Consider the following 16,557-nt stretch of genomic DNA (forward strand, 5'->3'; position numbering starts at 1 on the left):
TTTTCGGAGAGCAAACCCATGGAACGGATTACGGTCAATCTAGCTGAGCGTAGCTACCCTATCTCTATTGGCGCCGGGTTATTTGAAGACCCGGCGTACCTTTCTTTTTTATCAGGTAAGCAGAAAGTTGTTGTTATCAGTAATGTGACAGTAGCGCCTCTTTATGCTGATAAAATTTTATCGCTATTGGATCAAGTCGGCTGTCAGACATCTCTTCTTGAGCTGCCAGACGGTGAACAGTACAAAACCCTTGAAACGTTCAATTCAGTGATGAGCTACATGCTTGAAGGAAATTACAGCCGCGATGTGGTGGTGATTGCTTTAGGTGGTGGTGTAATCGGTGACTTGGTCGGTTTTGCTGCCTCTTGTTACCAACGCGGTATTGATTTCATTCAAATCCCGACGACCCTTCTTTCTCAAGTGGACTCTTCTGTTGGTGGTAAAACCGCAGTAAACCATCCTCTTGGTAAGAATATGATCGGTGCTTTTTACCAACCGAAATCTGTGATCATCGATACCAACTGTTTATCAACGCTTCCAGAGCGTGAGTTTGCAGCGGGCATTGCTGAGGTGATCAAATACGGCATCATTTACGATGAAGCCTTCTTTGATTGGTTGGAGCAGAATCTAGAGAAACTTTATCAACTTGATGAAGAAGCACTGATCACCGCGATTGCTCGTTGTTGTGCAATTAAGGCTGAAGTGGTGGCTCTAGATGAAAAAGAGTCAGGAATCAGAGCGTTATTGAACCTAGGTCATACATTTGGTCATGCGATTGAAGCAGAACTAGGCTATGGTAATTGGCTACATGGTGAAGCTGTTTCGTCAGGCACTGTAATGGCAGCTAAAACAGCTCAATTACAGGGGCTGATCTCTCAGCAGCAACTTGAGCGAATTATTTCTATACTCAAGAATGCGAAACTACCAATCCATACGCCAGAAAGCATGTCTTTTGAAGACTTTATGAAGCATATGATGCGCGATAAAAAAGTGCTGTCTGGTCAATTACGTTTGGTATTACCAACAAGTATTGGTACTGCTGAAGTGGTTGCTGATGTGCCTCAAGACATCATTAAACAAGCGATCGATTTCTGCCGTACTCTTTAAATTTGGTTGTGAGGTTGCCTAGCTAAACTCTAGGCAACTGAAGCGTTTTACTGATCGATCTTATCAGTAGGGATCCCCAATGAGTTTGGCTCATGAATTAAGAGTATTGGAGTTAGAGTCTCAAGTTGAGCTGCTAGAGCGCTTACAGCTTTTGACTAACTTTGGTTCAAACCTTGTGACGGTTGCTGGCAAAGTTGGCTCTGGCCGATCTTGGTTGGCTCAGCGTTATCTTGAAGCATGGTCGACAGAAAAAAATCAGTGTTTACTGCTTTGTCATCCAAGCCAGGACGATCAACAACGTCGCGCACTTATTCTTAGCCAAATTGTTTCTGACCCGCTGTTTAATCAACATGATTCTTTATCAGATAGCCTGACAAGGTTACTGGATGGAGAGCCGTGCAGTGTGGTTATCGTCGTTGATGATGCCCAACGACTTTCTGAGCTATTGGTATCCGAATTATGGATGTTGGTACTAGAAGCTCAATCAAACCCTCAATGGACGATCAATATCGTTCTCTTCTCGGAACCTGGCCACTTAGATACGTTGTTAACGCGTTTGAGTTACGGTCAACAACACAAGCCTATCGATCTTGAGATCGATGACCTTTCGCAACCAGAAGCTGAACATTTCTTTGAATCACTGGTGATTAGATATGTTGATGATGAGTCTGAAACTCGCGTGCGACGTGCGTTTAGTAAAGCGCAACCTCTGCCCGGCGAGTTAATGGCTTTAGGAGAATTGAAAGTGGAAAAAAGGATTATTATTCGCTCAATCATTGGCTCACCCATCAATATCGCGATCGTGGTGGCTTTGTTATTGTTGTTAATTGGTGGTGGTTATTGGTGGATGTTCAGTCAACCAACACCAGACGATAAAGCGCAGTCGCTTATCGCACCGATTGAACAGACGGCTATTCCAACCTTTGAAGTGGAAAGTGGCACTGAACAAACTGGCGTCGATGGTTCTGTTGATTCGGAAGCTGAAACCGACATGAGTTACCAAGGTGCCGATGATGATAGTTCGTCTCTGCCACCGACTGTCGTTGAAGATACCGCGAGTGTTGGAGAAGTCGAACAAGATCAGCAGCGTGTTGTGATCACCTCTGACGTGGTTGATGCTCTGCTTGATGATAAACCTGAGAGTGCGGATACCAGTGCGATTGATGCTGAAGTTGAAGAAAACACAGCTGCAGCGGTTAGCGTGCAACCTGATTCTGCACAAGCCGAACCACAACCAACAGTCGATGAAGAATCAGACCTAACTGACTCAACACCGCCGACCAAAAAGATCACCTTCTCATTTGCTCGTGAAGAGTTACAAGCTATCTCGCCGCGCGCGTATACCTTGCAGTTGAGTGCGATGACTTCATTGGAAGACGTACAATCTTTCATTGAAGAGTATGACCTTGAGAACAAGGTTCGTATTTACCCAACACTTCGTAACGACACCAAGTGGTTTATTATCACTTATCAAGATTACCCAACGATTCAAGTGGCGCGAGATGCGGTAAGTGCGTTATCAAAACCACTTCAACAGTTGGAACCTTGGGCAAAATCGATGAATCAAGTACATCGAGAGATAGAACGTGCGAAATAACCCTGAGCTTAGCCTCAAAATATGTTACATTCCGCAGCCTTATTTTTGAGTTGATAGATAGAGCAGTAAATGAAAAAGCAGCGTGCCTTTCTAAAATGGGCTGGTGGTAAATATGGCCTAGTTGAAGACATCCAACGTCACCTGCCACCTGCTCGTAAATTGGTAGAACCGTTTGTCGGTGCCGGCTCAGTATTTTTGAATACTGACTTTGAACAGTACCTGCTTGCAGACATCAATCCCGATCTTATCAACCTGTATAATCTACTTAAAACCGATCCTGAAACCTATATCACGGAAGCGAAGCGCTGGTTCTGTCCTGAAAATAATCGCAAAGAAGCCTTTCTAGATATTCGTGCTCAGTTCAACGATACCGACAACGTCATGTATCGTTCGCTTGCCTTCTTGTATATGAACCGTTTTGGCTTCAATGGCTTGTGTCGTTACAACAAGAAGGGCGGTTTTAACGTTCCGTTTGGTTCTTACAAAAAACCTTACTTCCCAGAAGCAGAGCTGGAGTTTTTTGCTGAGAAAGCGAAAAAGGCCACCTTCGTCTGTGAGGGATACCATGAAACCTTTAGCCGTGCTCGCAAAGGCTGCGTGGTTTACTGTGACCCTCCGTACGCACCGCTATCAAATACCGCTAACTTTACCTCTTACGCAGGTAATGGCTTCAGCTTAGATGATCAGGCAGCCTTGGCTGATGTCGCTGAAAAAGCCGCAATGGAACGTGGTATTCCAGTTTTGATTTCAAACCACGATACGACACTAACGCGTCGCTTATATCATGGTGCGGAACTGAACGTGGTGAAGGTGAAGCGCACCATCAGCCGTAACGGCGCTGGGCGTAATAAAGTTGATGAGTTACTGGCGCTTTTCCATAAAGAGAAAAACCAGCAACACGTATCAGCGGAATAGTACTGGTCAGAATCACCGCTAAACTCATTAAATTGAGTGACCAACGGATACTTTCTTAAACTAATCTTTCGAACTGCTAGGATCTGCTTAGGTGCTTAGGTAGAATTGCACACCAAATAGTCTTGGGCTTGAGTCTTGTATTTGTGTATGAGAGCTCACTAAGGCGGTGACATTCGCAATTTACTCACTCTTAAGAGGTTTGGTATGAAAGATTTTCTAATCGCTCCATCGATTTTGTCTGCAGATTTTGCTCGTCTTGGTGAAGACGTAGAAAAAGTACTCGCAGCTGGTGCTGATGTTGTGCACTTCGATGTGATGGACAACCACTACGTACCTAACCTGACTTTTGGCGCGCCTATCTGTAAAGCGCTGCGCGACTACGGCATTACTGCTCCTATCGACGTTCACCTAATGGTTAAACCAGTCGACAGCATCGTGCCTGAGTTTGCAAAAGCTGGCGCATCAATGATTACTTTCCACGTTGAAGCATCAGAACACATCGATCGTACTCTACAGCTAATCAAAGAACACGGCTGTAAAGCGGGTGTCGTTCTTAACCCAGCAACACCTCTGTCTTGCCTAGATTACATCATGGACAAAGTAGACATGATTCTACTAATGTCTGTGAACCCTGGTTTTGGTGGTCAATCTTTCATTCCTCACACGCTTGATAAGCTACGTGCAGTTCGTAAGCTAATTGACGAATCAGGTCGTGATATTCGCCTTGAGATTGATGGCGGCGTGAAGGTTGATAACATCCGTGAAATCGCAGAAGCGGGAGCAGATATGTTCGTCGCAGGTTCAGCTATCTTCAATCAACCAGATTACAAAGAAGTGATTGATGAGATGCGTGCAGAGCTTGCAAAAGTTAACGCATAAAAGTAGAACTAGGGTCAGTTGACCTAAAATCAAAAATTTAGATAAAGGGGCTCATTGGCCCCTTTTTTACGTCTTATCGCTCAACACATAAGACGAATATAATTAATAGGAAAGTAAGATGTCATTAAGCTCAATAAAACTGATCGCCTTTGATTTGGATGGAACCTTGTTAGACAGCGTGCCTGATTTGGCTGTCGCCGCTGACCAAGCTTGTCAGGAACTGGGTTTCCCTTCAGTGAGTGAAGAACAAGTTCGCGACTACGTGGGTAATGGTGCTGACGTGCTTATCGGGCGTTCACTCAGCCGCAACCTTGCGGTTGACCCAAGCCTAGAGCCTGAGCTGCTGAAGAAAGCACGCATCCTGTTTGATGATTTCTACGAGCAGGGCGGCCATAAGCTGAGCCACCTTTACCCATCAGTAAAAGAGACGCTAGCTGAACTACATAAAGCGGGTTTCACTATGGCGCTTGTGACCAACAAGCCATCGAAGTTTGTACCCGACGTTCTGGCGCAACACGGTATCGATAAGTACTTTGTTGATGTGTTGGGCGGAGACTCTTTCCCAGAGAAAAAACCGAACCCAGTAGCGCTGAACTGGTTGCTAGAAAAGCACAACGTGAAAGCGGAAGAGATGTTGATGGTTGGTGATTCAAGCAACGATATCAAAGCGGCGAAGAATGCGGGTTGCCACTCATTTGGTCTGACTTACGGCTACAACCACGGCGAGCCAATTTCAGCATCAAACCCTGACTATGTGGCGGATAACGTTGCTCAATTACTAGATGTCGTTCTAGTTTCAGCATAAAGCGTACAAAAGTTAGCTAACCCACTAGCAAAATACTTATCAATGAGTACACTGGATGAGCCGCGCAGAAAGAGCTGTGCGGCTTTTCTATATTTAAGTTAAGAAGCTAAGCGTTCAATAAACTTAGCGAATAAGCAAAGGAATTAAAACCATGAGCAAGCCCATCGTATTGAGTGGTGTTCAACCATCTGGTGAACTAAGTATCGGTAACTACTTGGGTGCTCTACGTCAATGGCAACAGATGCAAGATGATTACGATTGCCAATACTGTGTTGTAGACCTTCACGCAATTACGGTTCGCCAAGACCCGAAAGCACTGCATGAAGCGACTCTAGACGCACTAGCAATCTGTCTTGCTGTCGGTGTTGATCCAAAGAAGAGCACGCTATTTGTTCAGTCACACGTACCAGAGCATGCTCAACTTGGTTGGCTTCTTAACTGTTACACGCAAATGGGTGAACTGAGCCGTATGACTCAGTTTAAAGATAAGTCTGCACGTCACTCAAACGACGTAAACGTAGGCTTATACGACTACCCAGTGTTGATGGCTGCAGATATCTTGCTTTACGGCGCTCACCAAGTGCCTGTAGGTAGCGACCAGAAACAACACTTAGAGCTAGCGCGTGATATCGCAACTCGCTTTAACAACATCTACGGCCCTGAAACACCAATCTTCCAAGTGCCTGAACCTTACATTCCAACAGTGAATGCACGTGTAATGAGCCTGCAAGATGCGACGAAGAAGATGTCTAAGTCGGATGACAACCGTAAGAATGTGATTACTCTGCTAGAAGAGCCTAAGTCGATCATCAAGAAGATCAACAAAGCGCAAACGGATGCAGAAACACCACCACGCATTGCCCACGATTGGGAAAACAAAGCGGGTATCTCTAACCTAATGGGTCTTTACTCTGCGGCGACGGGTAAAACGTTTGAAGAGATCGAAGCGCAGTACCAAGGCGTTGAAATGTACGGTCCATTCAAGAAAGATGTAGGCGCAGCATTAGTTGAGATGCTTGAGCCGATTCAAGCTGAATACCATCGTATCCGTGCTGACCGCGCTTACATGGACTCAGTAATGAAAGCGGGTGCTGAAAAAGCCTCTGAGCGTGCTGCTGTGACTCTGAAAAAAGCATACGAAGCAGTAGGTTTTGTTACTCGCCCATAGATTGAACTAAAATAACTCGCTTGAGAATTTGAGCCCAAAGTAACTTTTGTTTACTTTGGGCTTTTTAATGCCCATTCCATTTGCCCTCCCCGAAAACCCTTTGTTTGAATTGATAATTTACGCAGTATTTGGCTAGCACACTCGTGGCTTTAATGTTGTGCAGATGATCTTATTTGGCCCTCTCGGGCTTTATAAAATTATGCTCGTTTCTATATATGTTGGAAATATATAACGTGCCAAACAATTGATGATTCCAAAGTGATAAGTTCCTCATTTTCTTGCCAACTGACTTATTCCTTTCATAAATAAACCTGATAGTTACCACAAAATACATGACTGCCCATAGGTGGCAGTGACTATAACTCAATGAACTCAGGTGAAACGGATGGCTCTTTTGCACAAACCTTCATTGCTAGCAGTGGCAATTGGTAGCTTGTTAACCACAAGCGCACACGCTGATTTGTTTATTTCACAATATGTGGAAGGCGGCAGCTACAACAAAGCGGTTGAGATCGCCAATAACGGCGATAGCAGCATTAATTTAGATGGTTACTCGTTGGCGAAATCTGCGAATGGCAACGGATCATGGGGTGCCACTTTACCTTTGGATGGCCACGTTTTAGCGCCCGGTGAAGTACTTGTGGTCGCACATTCTAGTGCGAGTGATGAGATAAAAGCTCAAGCTGACATCATTAATGCTTCTATCGCTAATCATAACGGTGACGACCCGTTAGCTATCTTGAATTCAGACGGTTCGGTACATGATGTTGTTGGTTTGATGGGCGATGTCGACTGGGGTAAAGATGTTACTTTGGTTCGAGCGACACAAACCCCTTCGGCAACATTCGATGCTTCGCAATGGGTATCGCTACCAAAAGATAGCATTGAAGGTTTAGGTTCACTAGACAGTGTTGAACTGCCAGAAGCGTTTACTTGTACACAAGATGGCTCTGACCCAGTATTCACCACCATTCAAGAAATCCAAGGTGAGGGTGCAACATCACCGTTCATTGATGGCTACCCGTACATCACCGATGATGAATACTTTGTTAAAGGTGTGGTAAGTGCGGTGACAACAGGCCTAACCAAGGGCTTCTACCTGCAAGCACTTGAGGATGATTTCAACTCAAGCACTTCTGAAGGCCTATTTATTCATACCAACCAGTCGAGCTCAGAGCTAGTAGCCGGTGATGTGGTGTGTGTGAAAGGTAAGGTTCAAGAATACTACAGCCACACTCAGCTTAAAGTTGAAAACAATCAATGGCTCAAGCAGGGTGAGCAGCAGGCGCCAGAAGCGACAGCGATTGAAGCCTTAGACAGTGACGAGAACTTCGCAGCAACGCTTGAGCGCTACGAAGGCATGTTGGTGAAAACAACTGAAGCACTTGATATGCGTGTGACACGCACCTTTGGTTATGACTACGCAGGTCGTCGTAACAACATGGTATTGGCACATGAGCGTATTAACATGCAGCCGAACCAGCTTTTTGCAGCAGGTTCTGACGAAGCGAAGCAGCAAACTGAAGACAACGCAGACCGCCGTCTTTTCGTTGAAACCGATCAAAAATCGGGTGATGGACAGGTGCCTTTCTACCCAGATTTTGGTCGTACCGACATCGACCAAGATGGCTCAACGGAAGACTATATCCGTATTGATGACACTATTGTTGGTCTAGAAGGCGTGTTGACCTACAGCTATGGCGAGTACCGCCTCATCACGACTAACCAGATCACCGCTGAAAACTTCGTTCGCAACGACCCGCGTACCGACAAACCAGATATGGATGAAGGCGACTTACGTATTGCGACCTTTAATGTACTGAACTACTTCAACTCTCCATTTGGTGGTGATGCGAACCAGCATGGCAATAACCGTGGTGCAAACACCATCACTGAGTTTGAAGTACAACAAGAGAAGATTGTAAACGCGATTCTTCGCTTGGATGCTGACATCATCGGCTTGATGGAAATTGAGAACAACGGCTTTGGTGAAGGTTCGGCTATTCAACAGCTTGTTAACCAGCTGAATGATCGCATTGAGCGTAAGAAAGACCGATATACCTTTGTGGCTGTTGATTCTAATGAAGATGGCGTAACCGACGAGATGGACTCGATTGGTACTGATGTCATTACAACGGGTGTTATTTACCGTAAGAAGGTGGTTAAGCTTAAAGACAGCCGCGTTATCGCGATGCCAAGCCAACAAGCACCAGAAGTGTTAGACGATTCTGGCAAGGTGATTGAAGACGGTAAGAACTACCAACGTGACTCATTGGCACCAACCTTTAAGGTGAAGGGCACCAAAGAGAAACTGACTGTAGCGATTAACCACTTTAAATCGAAAGGTTCTAAGTGTTGGGAAGATGCTGCCCCTGTTGAGCAAGGCGGTCAAGGTGGTGTAGATGCCGATAAGCAAGGTTCATGTGAGAACTTCCGTGTTGCTGCGGCTGTTGCACTGGGTGAAGCGCTAGACGGCATTGAAGGCCATAAAGTGATTCTGGGTGATATGAACTCGTATGGCATGGAAGATCCAATGCTGGTACTGACGGATTACTCTGAAGAGAAATACGGTAAGCAAATCAAAGCGGCGCGTAACACTTACATTGACGGCGTTGAGCAGTTTGGTGACAGCGGTGCGGTAATTACTAAGAACTACGGCTACATTAATGCAGTGGCTCAAAAGCACCCAGACAGCTGGAGCTACTCATACAATGACGAAGTGGGCGCACTGGATCACCTGTTGATCAGCGATAGCCTGAAAGACATGGTGGTGGATGCAACTGACTGGCACATTAACGGTGGTGAATCGACGTTGTTTGACTACAACGAAGAGTACAAAGGCGACCTGCCTAAGTACCAGGATCACTTCCGTTCATCGGATCATGATCCTGCGGTTCTTGAGCTCAGAGTCGGCGGTTCATTCGGCTTAGGTGCGTTGATGTCATTGTTTGGCCTAGCAATGTGGCGTCGTCGCAAGTAGCTAAATCGTCAGTAGCTTGGCAAGCCATACAAGCAAGCCAATTCAGATAACTTAAGGCTATCTGTAAACAATTAAGGTCAACCTAGGTTGGCCTTAATTATTGGCGAAATGCAGTTTCCACTTGCCTTTCGCTATGGGTATTGCACAATACCGCCCCTATATCTCCCAATCCTTTAGTATTTAGCAAACGATTTCGACCCATGTTACTTATCATCGATAACTACGACTCCTTTACCTATAACTTGTATCAGTATTTCTGTGAGTTAGGGGTAACTGTAAAAGTTGTACGCAACGATGAGATTGATATCGCAGGTATCGAAGCGCTGAATCCTAGTCACCTTGTTATCTCGCCGGGTCCTTGTACACCGGATGATGCGGGAATCTCTCTGCAAGTCATTGAACACTTCGTGGGTAAGTTGCCGATCTTAGGTGTGTGTCTTGGTCATCAAGCCATCGCTCAAGTGTTTGGTGGTGAAGTGGTGAGAGCCAGACAAGTGATGCACGGTAAAACCTCTCCGATACGCCACAATGGTAAGAGTGTTTTTCAAGGATTGAACAACCCATTGACCGTGACACGTTACCACTCACTCGTGGTGAAAAATGGCACGCTACCAGATTGCTTTGAACTGACGTCTTGGACGGAATTTGAAGATGGCAGCATGGATGAGATCATGGGTTATCAACACAAAACCTTGCCGATTGATGCGGTACAATTTCACCCTGAATCGATTAAAACAGAGCAAGGACACCAGCTTCTCGCTAACTTCCTAGCACGCTAAGTGTTTAAATTTGACTCTTTCTCCGTCTAAATAAGCCAGTTAAACCTATCAGCCTATTCGTTAAGCGTTTAAATTCGGGCTTTACGCGCCTCTCTCCCTCTGACGCCGATCACTTTTTATAACATTTCTCTCTCGCTTCGCTAAGTTTTTAGCCTATGCAAAATTATTCGCCTTATTTCCTCTCGAACCCTATATACCGCTGTGCCAGTAAGGCTTTGCTATTGCTGGTTATACGTTTAGGTAAAAAAAGCTTCATAAAACAGATTAATTGATGCATAAATAGTCATAGGTAGTGACGTTTAGCTGGTTGTTAGGGATGGCTAAAGAATAATCTACTATTGAAAAGGTTAATTAAATGTAAATATAATGCTGCAGCGGGATTATGGCGAGACAAAATATCTTTGTCTCACTTATGAACCATTACGCTTATTTGCGAAGCTTGCGGTATCGAGAAGGAATGTACGATGACAGTGGAAAATAAAGTAGAACGTAGTCTGTTTAATGAGGTGATGGTGCCTTGTTATAACCCAATGGAAATGATCCCGGTAAAAGGGGAAGGCGCACGCGTTTGGGACCAACAAGGCCGAGAGTATATCGACTTTGCTGGTGGTATCGCTGTGAGCTGTTTGGGTCACTGTCACCCGGCAATGGTTAACGCAGTTACTGAGCAAGCAAACAAGATTTGGCACCTAAGTAACGTGATGACCAACGAACCTGCACTGCGTCTAGCGAAAAAGCTAACAGACGTATGTTTTGCAGAAAAAGTATTCTTTGCAAACTCTGGCGCGGAAGCGAACGAAGCAGCTCTAAAGCTAGCTCGTCGTTGGGCGGCGGATGTTCACGGTCCTGAGAAATCTGAAATCATTGCATTCAAACAAGGTTTCCACGGTCGTACTTTCTTTACCGTAACGGTTGGTGGTCAAGAAGCTTACTCTGATGGCTTCGGTCCTAAACCGGGCGATGTAACTCACCTTCCTTACAATGATATTGCAGCACTAGAAGCGCACATCTCTGATCGCACTTGTGCAATCATGATGGAACCTCTGCAAGGCGAGGGCGGTATCATCTCACCAACCTCTGAATTCGTGAACACAGTTCGTGAACTGTGTGACAAACACAATGCACTACTTATCTTTGATGAAGTACAAACCGGTAACGGCCGTACTGGTAACTTTTATGCTTACCAAGGTCTAGGTGTAACACCAGACATCTTGAGCACTGCTAAATCACTGGGTGGTGGTTTTCCTATTGGTGCAATGCTCACGACGACTGAATTAGCGACACATCTAAAAGTCGGTACGCATGGCTCTACTTACGGTGGTAACCCACTGGCGTGTGCTGTTGCAGAAGCGGTTGTTGATGTGGTTAGCCAACCTGAAACATTAGCTGGCGTGAAAGAGCGCGAAGCATTGTTCCGTGATGGTCTTGCTAAGATTAACGACAAGTACCAAATCTTCAGTGAAGTTCGTGGCAAAGGCCTACTACTAGGTGCTGCGCTTAACGAAGAGTGGCAAGGCCGTGCACGTGACGTATTAGTAGCAGCAGGCGAACAAGGCTTGATGGTACTGGTTGCTGGTGCAAACGTGGTTCGTTTCACGCCATCACTGGTCATTACTACACAAGAAATTGAAGAAGGCCTATCAAAACTAGACAAAGCAATCGCTACGCTAGTTTAGCCTGAGCGGCGTCATAGGAATGATCGCCAATAGAGCGATCCCATGACGTTCTGCTAAAGGCCCAAGCTTCTGGTTTTGGGCCTATTTTGCATCTGGAGGGAATATTGATGCTAGTTGTTCGCCCAATAAAATTATCTGATTACGATGCGCTGCATACTTGCGCGGTTGAATCTGGTCACGGATTCACATCTCTTCCTGTTAACGAAGAACTGTTAACTAACCGTATTACTCACTCTGAATACAGCTTTGCTAAACCAGACGTGACTGAACCCGGTGATGAAGGCTACCTAATGGTTGGCTTTGATACCGAAACGGGTGAAGTTGCAGGTACCACGGGTATCGAAGCCTCGATTGGCTGGGATGTACCGTTTTACTCTTATCACATCAGCAAGGTGGTTCATTCATCGCAAAAGCTTGGCGTTAATAACGTGGTTAAGCTACTGACTTTTGGTAATAACTACACCGGATGCAGTGAAATTTGCACGTTATTCTTGCGCCCTGACTTCCGTGGTGGTTTGAACGGTCGTTTGATGTCGAAGTGCCGATTCCTACTGATGGCTGAACACCCAGAGCGTTTCTCGAAAACAATTTTTGCTGAGATGCGGGGGGTATCGGATGCCGAAGGTAATTCTCCTTTCTGGCAATGGCTGCAAGAACACTTCTTCTCGATTGATTTCACACTTGCTGATTATCTAACCGGTATTGGTAAGAAAGGCTTCATTGCTGATCTTATGCCGAAGCTACCTATCTATGTGAACCTACTGAGCAAAGAAGCTCAGGCGGTGATCGGAGAGGTTCATGACAATACGCGCCCTGCACTTAAGTTGTTGGAACGTGAAGGTTTCACCAACCGTGGCTATGTCGATATCTTTGATGCAGGCCCAACGGTTGAGTGTGATTTAAGAAACATCGAATCTGTGCGTCATGCGATTAGAGCTCAGGTGAAAATTGCAGAGCACTCAAGCTCTAAAGACTTCCTAATTGGGAATACATCATTTGAGAACTTCCGCGCAGTAGCCGCGAAAGGCGCGTATGACCAAGCAAGCGACACAGTGATTTTATCATCTGAAGTAGCAAGCGCTCTTGAAGTAAAAGAAGGCGAATTCGTTCGCATGTTGGCTCAGTAAGAGCAGCGATTATCTGTCGAAGATTTTAAGGATAGAAGTATGACTCAGTGGATAGCAGGACAGTGGGTGGCAGGTCAAGGTGACGCCATGACATCAGTAAGCCCATACAATAATGAAGTAGTGTGGCAGGGTGATAGCGCAACGCCAGCACAGGTTGAATCTGCAGTGGCAGCAGCTCGTGAAGCCTTCTTGGTTTGGAAAAAACTGAGCTTTGCAGAGCGTGAAGCGATCGTGTTGAACTTTGCTGAGAAGGTAAAAGAGAACAGCGAAGAAATTGCGCAAATCATCGCAAAAGAGACGGGTAAACCGATCTGGGAAACTCGTACTGAAGCGGGAGCGATGGCGGGTAAGATTGCTATTTCCATTCGTGCTTACCATGAGCGTACCGGTGAAGCTTCACGTGAAGCAGCTGGCAACCAGATTGTACTTCGTCATCGTCCACTAGGCGTGATGGCGGTATTTGGTCCTTACAACTTCCCAGGTCACCTACCTAACGGTCATATTGTTCCAGCTCTGCTATCGGGTAATACCGTGGTATTTAAGCCTTCAGAGCAGACACCTTGGACGGGTGAGTTTGCAATGAAGCTATGGCAAGAAGCGGGTCTTCCTGCTGGCGTAATCAATCTAGTACAAGGCGCTAAAGAGACAGGTATCGCACTAGCAGATGCTAAAGGTCTTGATGGCGTGCTGTTCACAGGTAGTGCAAATACCGGTCATATCCTACATCGTCAATTCGCGGGCCAACCGGGCAAGATGCTGGCGCTAGAGATGGGCGGTAACAACCCTATGGTAATCAGTGACCAGTTTGGTGATGCTGACGCGACGGTTTATACCATTATTCAATCGGCTTTCATCAGTGCGGGTCAACGTTGTACATGTGCACGTCGCTTGTATGTTCCTGTTGGAGAGAAGGGCGATCAACTGCTGGATAAGCTCGTTGCTGCGACCTTGAAGGTTCGTGTTGATCAGCCATTCGCTGAGCCTGCACCCTTCATGGGGCCACAAATATCTGAAGCTGCCGCTAAGTTCATTCTGGACGCGCAAGCGAATCTGCAATCGTTAGGCGGTGTGAGTCTGGTTGAAGCAAAAGCGGGTGAAGCGGCATTTGTTACTCCGGGTATTATCGATGTAACCAACATTGCTGAACTGCCTGATGAAGAGTACTTCGGCCCATTACTACAAGTGGTTCGTTACCAATCGCTAGAGCAAGCGGTTGAGTTAGCTAACGACACACGCTTTGGTTTGTCTGCTGGCTTAGTATCTACAGACGATTCTGAATGGGAATACTTCGTAGACCATATCCGCGCGGGTATTGTTAACCGTAATCGCCAACTCACAGGCGCAAGTGGTGATGCACCATTTGGTGGCCCGGGTGCTTCTGGCAACCTACGTCCAAGTGCTTACTATGCGGCGGACTATTGTGCTTACCCAATGGCTTCAATGGAAGGTGGTGAAACTCAACTGCCAGCTACGTTTAGCCCGGGCATTGAGCTTTAGTTTCTAAACAATAGATTGATGAGTCATAGGTTTATAAGCTAAAGACTTTTTGACTTAGGCTTATGAGTACTAGGCTCATTCGTTAAGTTTGAAATAAGGAAGTGGTGTTATCGCTTCCTTTTCCATCACGTCCGACACCTAGATTGGGCGGTAGATAATAATAGAACAAATATGTCACAGGCTGATGGCTGCTGACTCTGTGTCCAGCCTCTCCCTTTCTAATCCAAATTACTAGCTTGCTAGAACCTCTGACAAGGAGTCACCATGACGCCCGATCTACTCTTTAAATCACTATGGGACGATTACATTCACAGGCTGTGTCCATCGGCTGAGAAAGTGCATCACTTGCTGAAAGAAGATGAAGCGCTGATCAACGACCATATTGCACTGCGTACTTTTAATGTTGCCCCTCTCGGTATTGAAACACTAGCTAAACCTTTCCTTGAACTGGGTTACAAGGCGTGTGGAGACTACCTGTTTGAGAGCAAGAAGCTAGTCGCGAAGCATTACGAACACCCAGACCCAAAACAACCAAAAGTGTTCATCAGTGAGTTGAAGGTAGAAGAGTGCTCAAGTGAGCTACAACAGATCGTTGCTAAGTTAGTTGAGCAAGTCGATGCTAGCAAGCTGCAAGGTCATGAATTCTTGTTTGGCGGTCGCCAATGGGATTTGAGCTTCGCTGATTTCCAAGTACTAGCAAAAGAGAGCGAATACGCCTCTTGGTTAGCGGCTCACGGTTACGGTGCTAACCACTTCACGGTAAGTGTCAATCAACTGAACAAGTTCGATGAAGTACAAGCAGTGAATGATTACCTGAATGATGCTGGCTTTACGATTAACGCATCAGGCGGTGAGGTGAAAGGCTCTCCAGAGGTATTATTAGAGCAATCATCCACCATGGCAGACAAAGTCCCAGTGGCATTTATTGAAGGCAATGAGATGATTCCTGGTGGCTTCTATGAGTTTGCTAAGCGTTATGCAATGGCGAATGGTGAGCTTTATACCGGTTTTGTCGCTGCATCGGCGGATAAGATCTTCGAAAGCACCAACGGTTAAAGAAAGATACGAGCACGGGCTTTGCCCTAGAGATGCGGGTACGCTTCGCTTCGAGAGTGTTTGTGTTTGGAAGTTGTAAGTGTCCCATTCGCATCTGCTCTCTAGATCTTTAGAAAACAAAAAAGCCACCAAATTCGCATTTGGTGGCTTTCAAATTTTTGGCTCAGTTAATCGAGATTAACGAGTACCGTATACCACGATAGTTTTACCGTGTGCAGAAATTAGGTTCTGCTCTTCAAGCATCTTCAAGATACGACCAACTGTCTCACGAGAACAACCAACGATCTGGCCAATCTCTTGACGAGTGATCTTGATTTGCATGCCGTCAGGGTGAGTCATTGCATCTGGCTGTTTCGCTAGGTTTAGTAGCGTTTGAGCGATACGACCTGTTACGTCAAGGAACGCTAAGTCACCAACCTTTTGGCTAGTTACTTGTAGACGGTTTGCCATTTGCGCTGAAAGGCGCATTAGGATATCTGGGTTCACTTGGATAAGTTGACGGAATTTCTTGAAAGAAATCTCAGCTACTTCACAAGGAGATTTAGCACGAACCCAAGCAGTACGCTCTTGGTCTTCTTCGAACAAGCCAAGCTCACCGATGAAGTCGCCTTGGTTTAGGTAAGAAAGAATCATTTCCTTACCTTCTTCGTCTTTGATAAGAACTGCCACAGAACCTTTAACGATGTAGTACAAGGTTTCTGCCTTTTCACCAGCATGAATCAAAGTACTTTTTGAAGGGTACTTATGAATATGACAGTGTGAAAGGAACCACTCTAATGTTGGATCGGTTTGAGGTTTACCTAGAACCATAATATCTCACTTCCTCTGCAGGGTATGCTTGCTGCTTTCCGTATTTTAGCTAAGCCTGGATTGACTTGTAGGATAAGAGCACTCGTTGAGTGCTGCAAGCTATCTTGTGTTTCGTTTAAGAATAGTATCCTTTTTCAGGTACTATTTCTTGATTTTAATCG

General features: G+C 45.7%; 13 protein-coding genes. 12 read left to right on the forward strand and 1 reads right to left on the reverse strand.

Annotated features, from left to right (window positions below; all coding sequences use genetic code 11):
* Positions 1–18 precede the first annotated feature (18 nt).
* The 12 genes from aroB (at position 19) to AB8613_RS10145 (ending at position 15,586) form a co-directional block, all read left to right on the forward strand.
* Positions 19–1,107 carry a 3-dehydroquinate synthase gene (aroB, locus tag AB8613_RS10090; protein WP_017061124.1) on the forward strand — a complete coding sequence of 363 codons (1,089 nt, stop codon included), beginning with the start codon at positions 19–21 and terminating at the stop codon, positions 1,105–1,107.
* Positions 1,108–1,186: 79 nt separating this feature from the next.
* Entirely contained in the window at positions 1,187–2,704 is a 1,518-nt protein-coding gene (locus tag AB8613_RS10095; protein WP_372383795.1) for an SPOR domain-containing protein, read from the forward strand.
* Between the two features lie 69 nt (positions 2,705–2,773).
* Entirely contained in the window at positions 2,774–3,619 is an 846-nt protein-coding gene (locus AB8613_RS10100; protein ID WP_017632098.1) for a Dam family site-specific DNA-(adenine-N6)-methyltransferase, read from the forward strand.
* 204 nt (positions 3,620–3,823) lie between these two features.
* Complete coding sequence (gene rpe, locus AB8613_RS10105) at positions 3,824–4,498, forward strand: ribulose-phosphate 3-epimerase (RefSeq protein ID WP_017068835.1); 675 nt, start codon at positions 3,824–3,826, stop codon at positions 4,496–4,498.
* 118 nt (positions 4,499–4,616) lie between these two features.
* Positions 4,617–5,303, forward strand: coding sequence for a phosphoglycolate phosphatase (locus tag AB8613_RS10110; protein ID WP_146492437.1), 687 nt, complete (start codon positions 4,617–4,619; stop codon positions 5,301–5,303).
* Between the two features lie 151 nt (positions 5,304–5,454).
* Positions 5,455–6,471: a tryptophan--tRNA ligase gene (gene trpS, locus AB8613_RS10115; RefSeq protein WP_210446805.1), complete on the forward strand. Its 1,017-nt coding sequence runs from the start codon at positions 5,455–5,457 to the stop codon at positions 6,469–6,471.
* A 385-nt stretch (positions 6,472–6,856) separates the two neighbouring features.
* Positions 6,857–9,451, forward strand: a complete 2,595-nt coding sequence (locus tag AB8613_RS10120; protein ID WP_372383796.1) for an ExeM/NucH family extracellular endonuclease — start codon at positions 6,857–6,859, stop codon at positions 9,449–9,451.
* 200 nt (positions 9,452–9,651) lie between these two features.
* Positions 9,652–10,230, forward strand: coding sequence for an aminodeoxychorismate/anthranilate synthase component II (locus AB8613_RS10125; RefSeq protein ID WP_009848915.1), 579 nt, complete (start codon positions 9,652–9,654; stop codon positions 10,228–10,230).
* A 464-nt stretch (positions 10,231–10,694) separates the two neighbouring features.
* On the forward strand, positions 10,695–11,906 hold the full coding sequence (locus tag AB8613_RS10130; protein WP_048662993.1) for an aspartate aminotransferase family protein: 1,212 nt from the start codon (positions 10,695–10,697) through the stop codon (positions 11,904–11,906).
* 107 nt (positions 11,907–12,013) lie between these two features.
* Entirely contained in the window at positions 12,014–13,033 is a 1,020-nt protein-coding gene (gene astA, locus AB8613_RS10135; RefSeq protein ID WP_123285401.1) for an arginine N-succinyltransferase, read from the forward strand.
* 39 nt (positions 13,034–13,072) lie between these two features.
* Positions 13,073–14,530, forward strand: coding sequence for a succinylglutamate-semialdehyde dehydrogenase (gene astD / locus AB8613_RS10140; protein WP_285953314.1), 1,458 nt, complete (start codon positions 13,073–13,075; stop codon positions 14,528–14,530).
* Positions 14,531–14,794: 264 nt separating this feature from the next.
* The gene (locus tag AB8613_RS10145) at positions 14,795–15,586 is read left to right on the forward strand and encodes a DUF1338 domain-containing protein (protein WP_136974328.1); all 792 of its coding nucleotides are present in this window, start codon (positions 14,795–14,797) and stop codon (positions 15,584–15,586) included.
* Between the two features lie 177 nt (positions 15,587–15,763).
* On the opposite strand, the gene crp is transcribed toward AB8613_RS10145, so the two are convergent.
* Positions 15,764–16,396, reverse strand: coding sequence for a cAMP-activated global transcriptional regulator CRP (gene crp / locus AB8613_RS10150; RefSeq protein ID WP_004729651.1), 633 nt, complete (start codon positions 16,394–16,396; stop codon positions 15,764–15,766).
* Positions 16,397–16,557 lie beyond the last annotated feature (161 nt).

It is taken from the genome of Vibrio sp. BS-M-Sm-2 (genome assembly GCF_041504345.1).
GTDB lineage: Bacteria > Pseudomonadota > Gammaproteobacteria > Enterobacterales > Vibrionaceae > Vibrio > Vibrio satsumensis.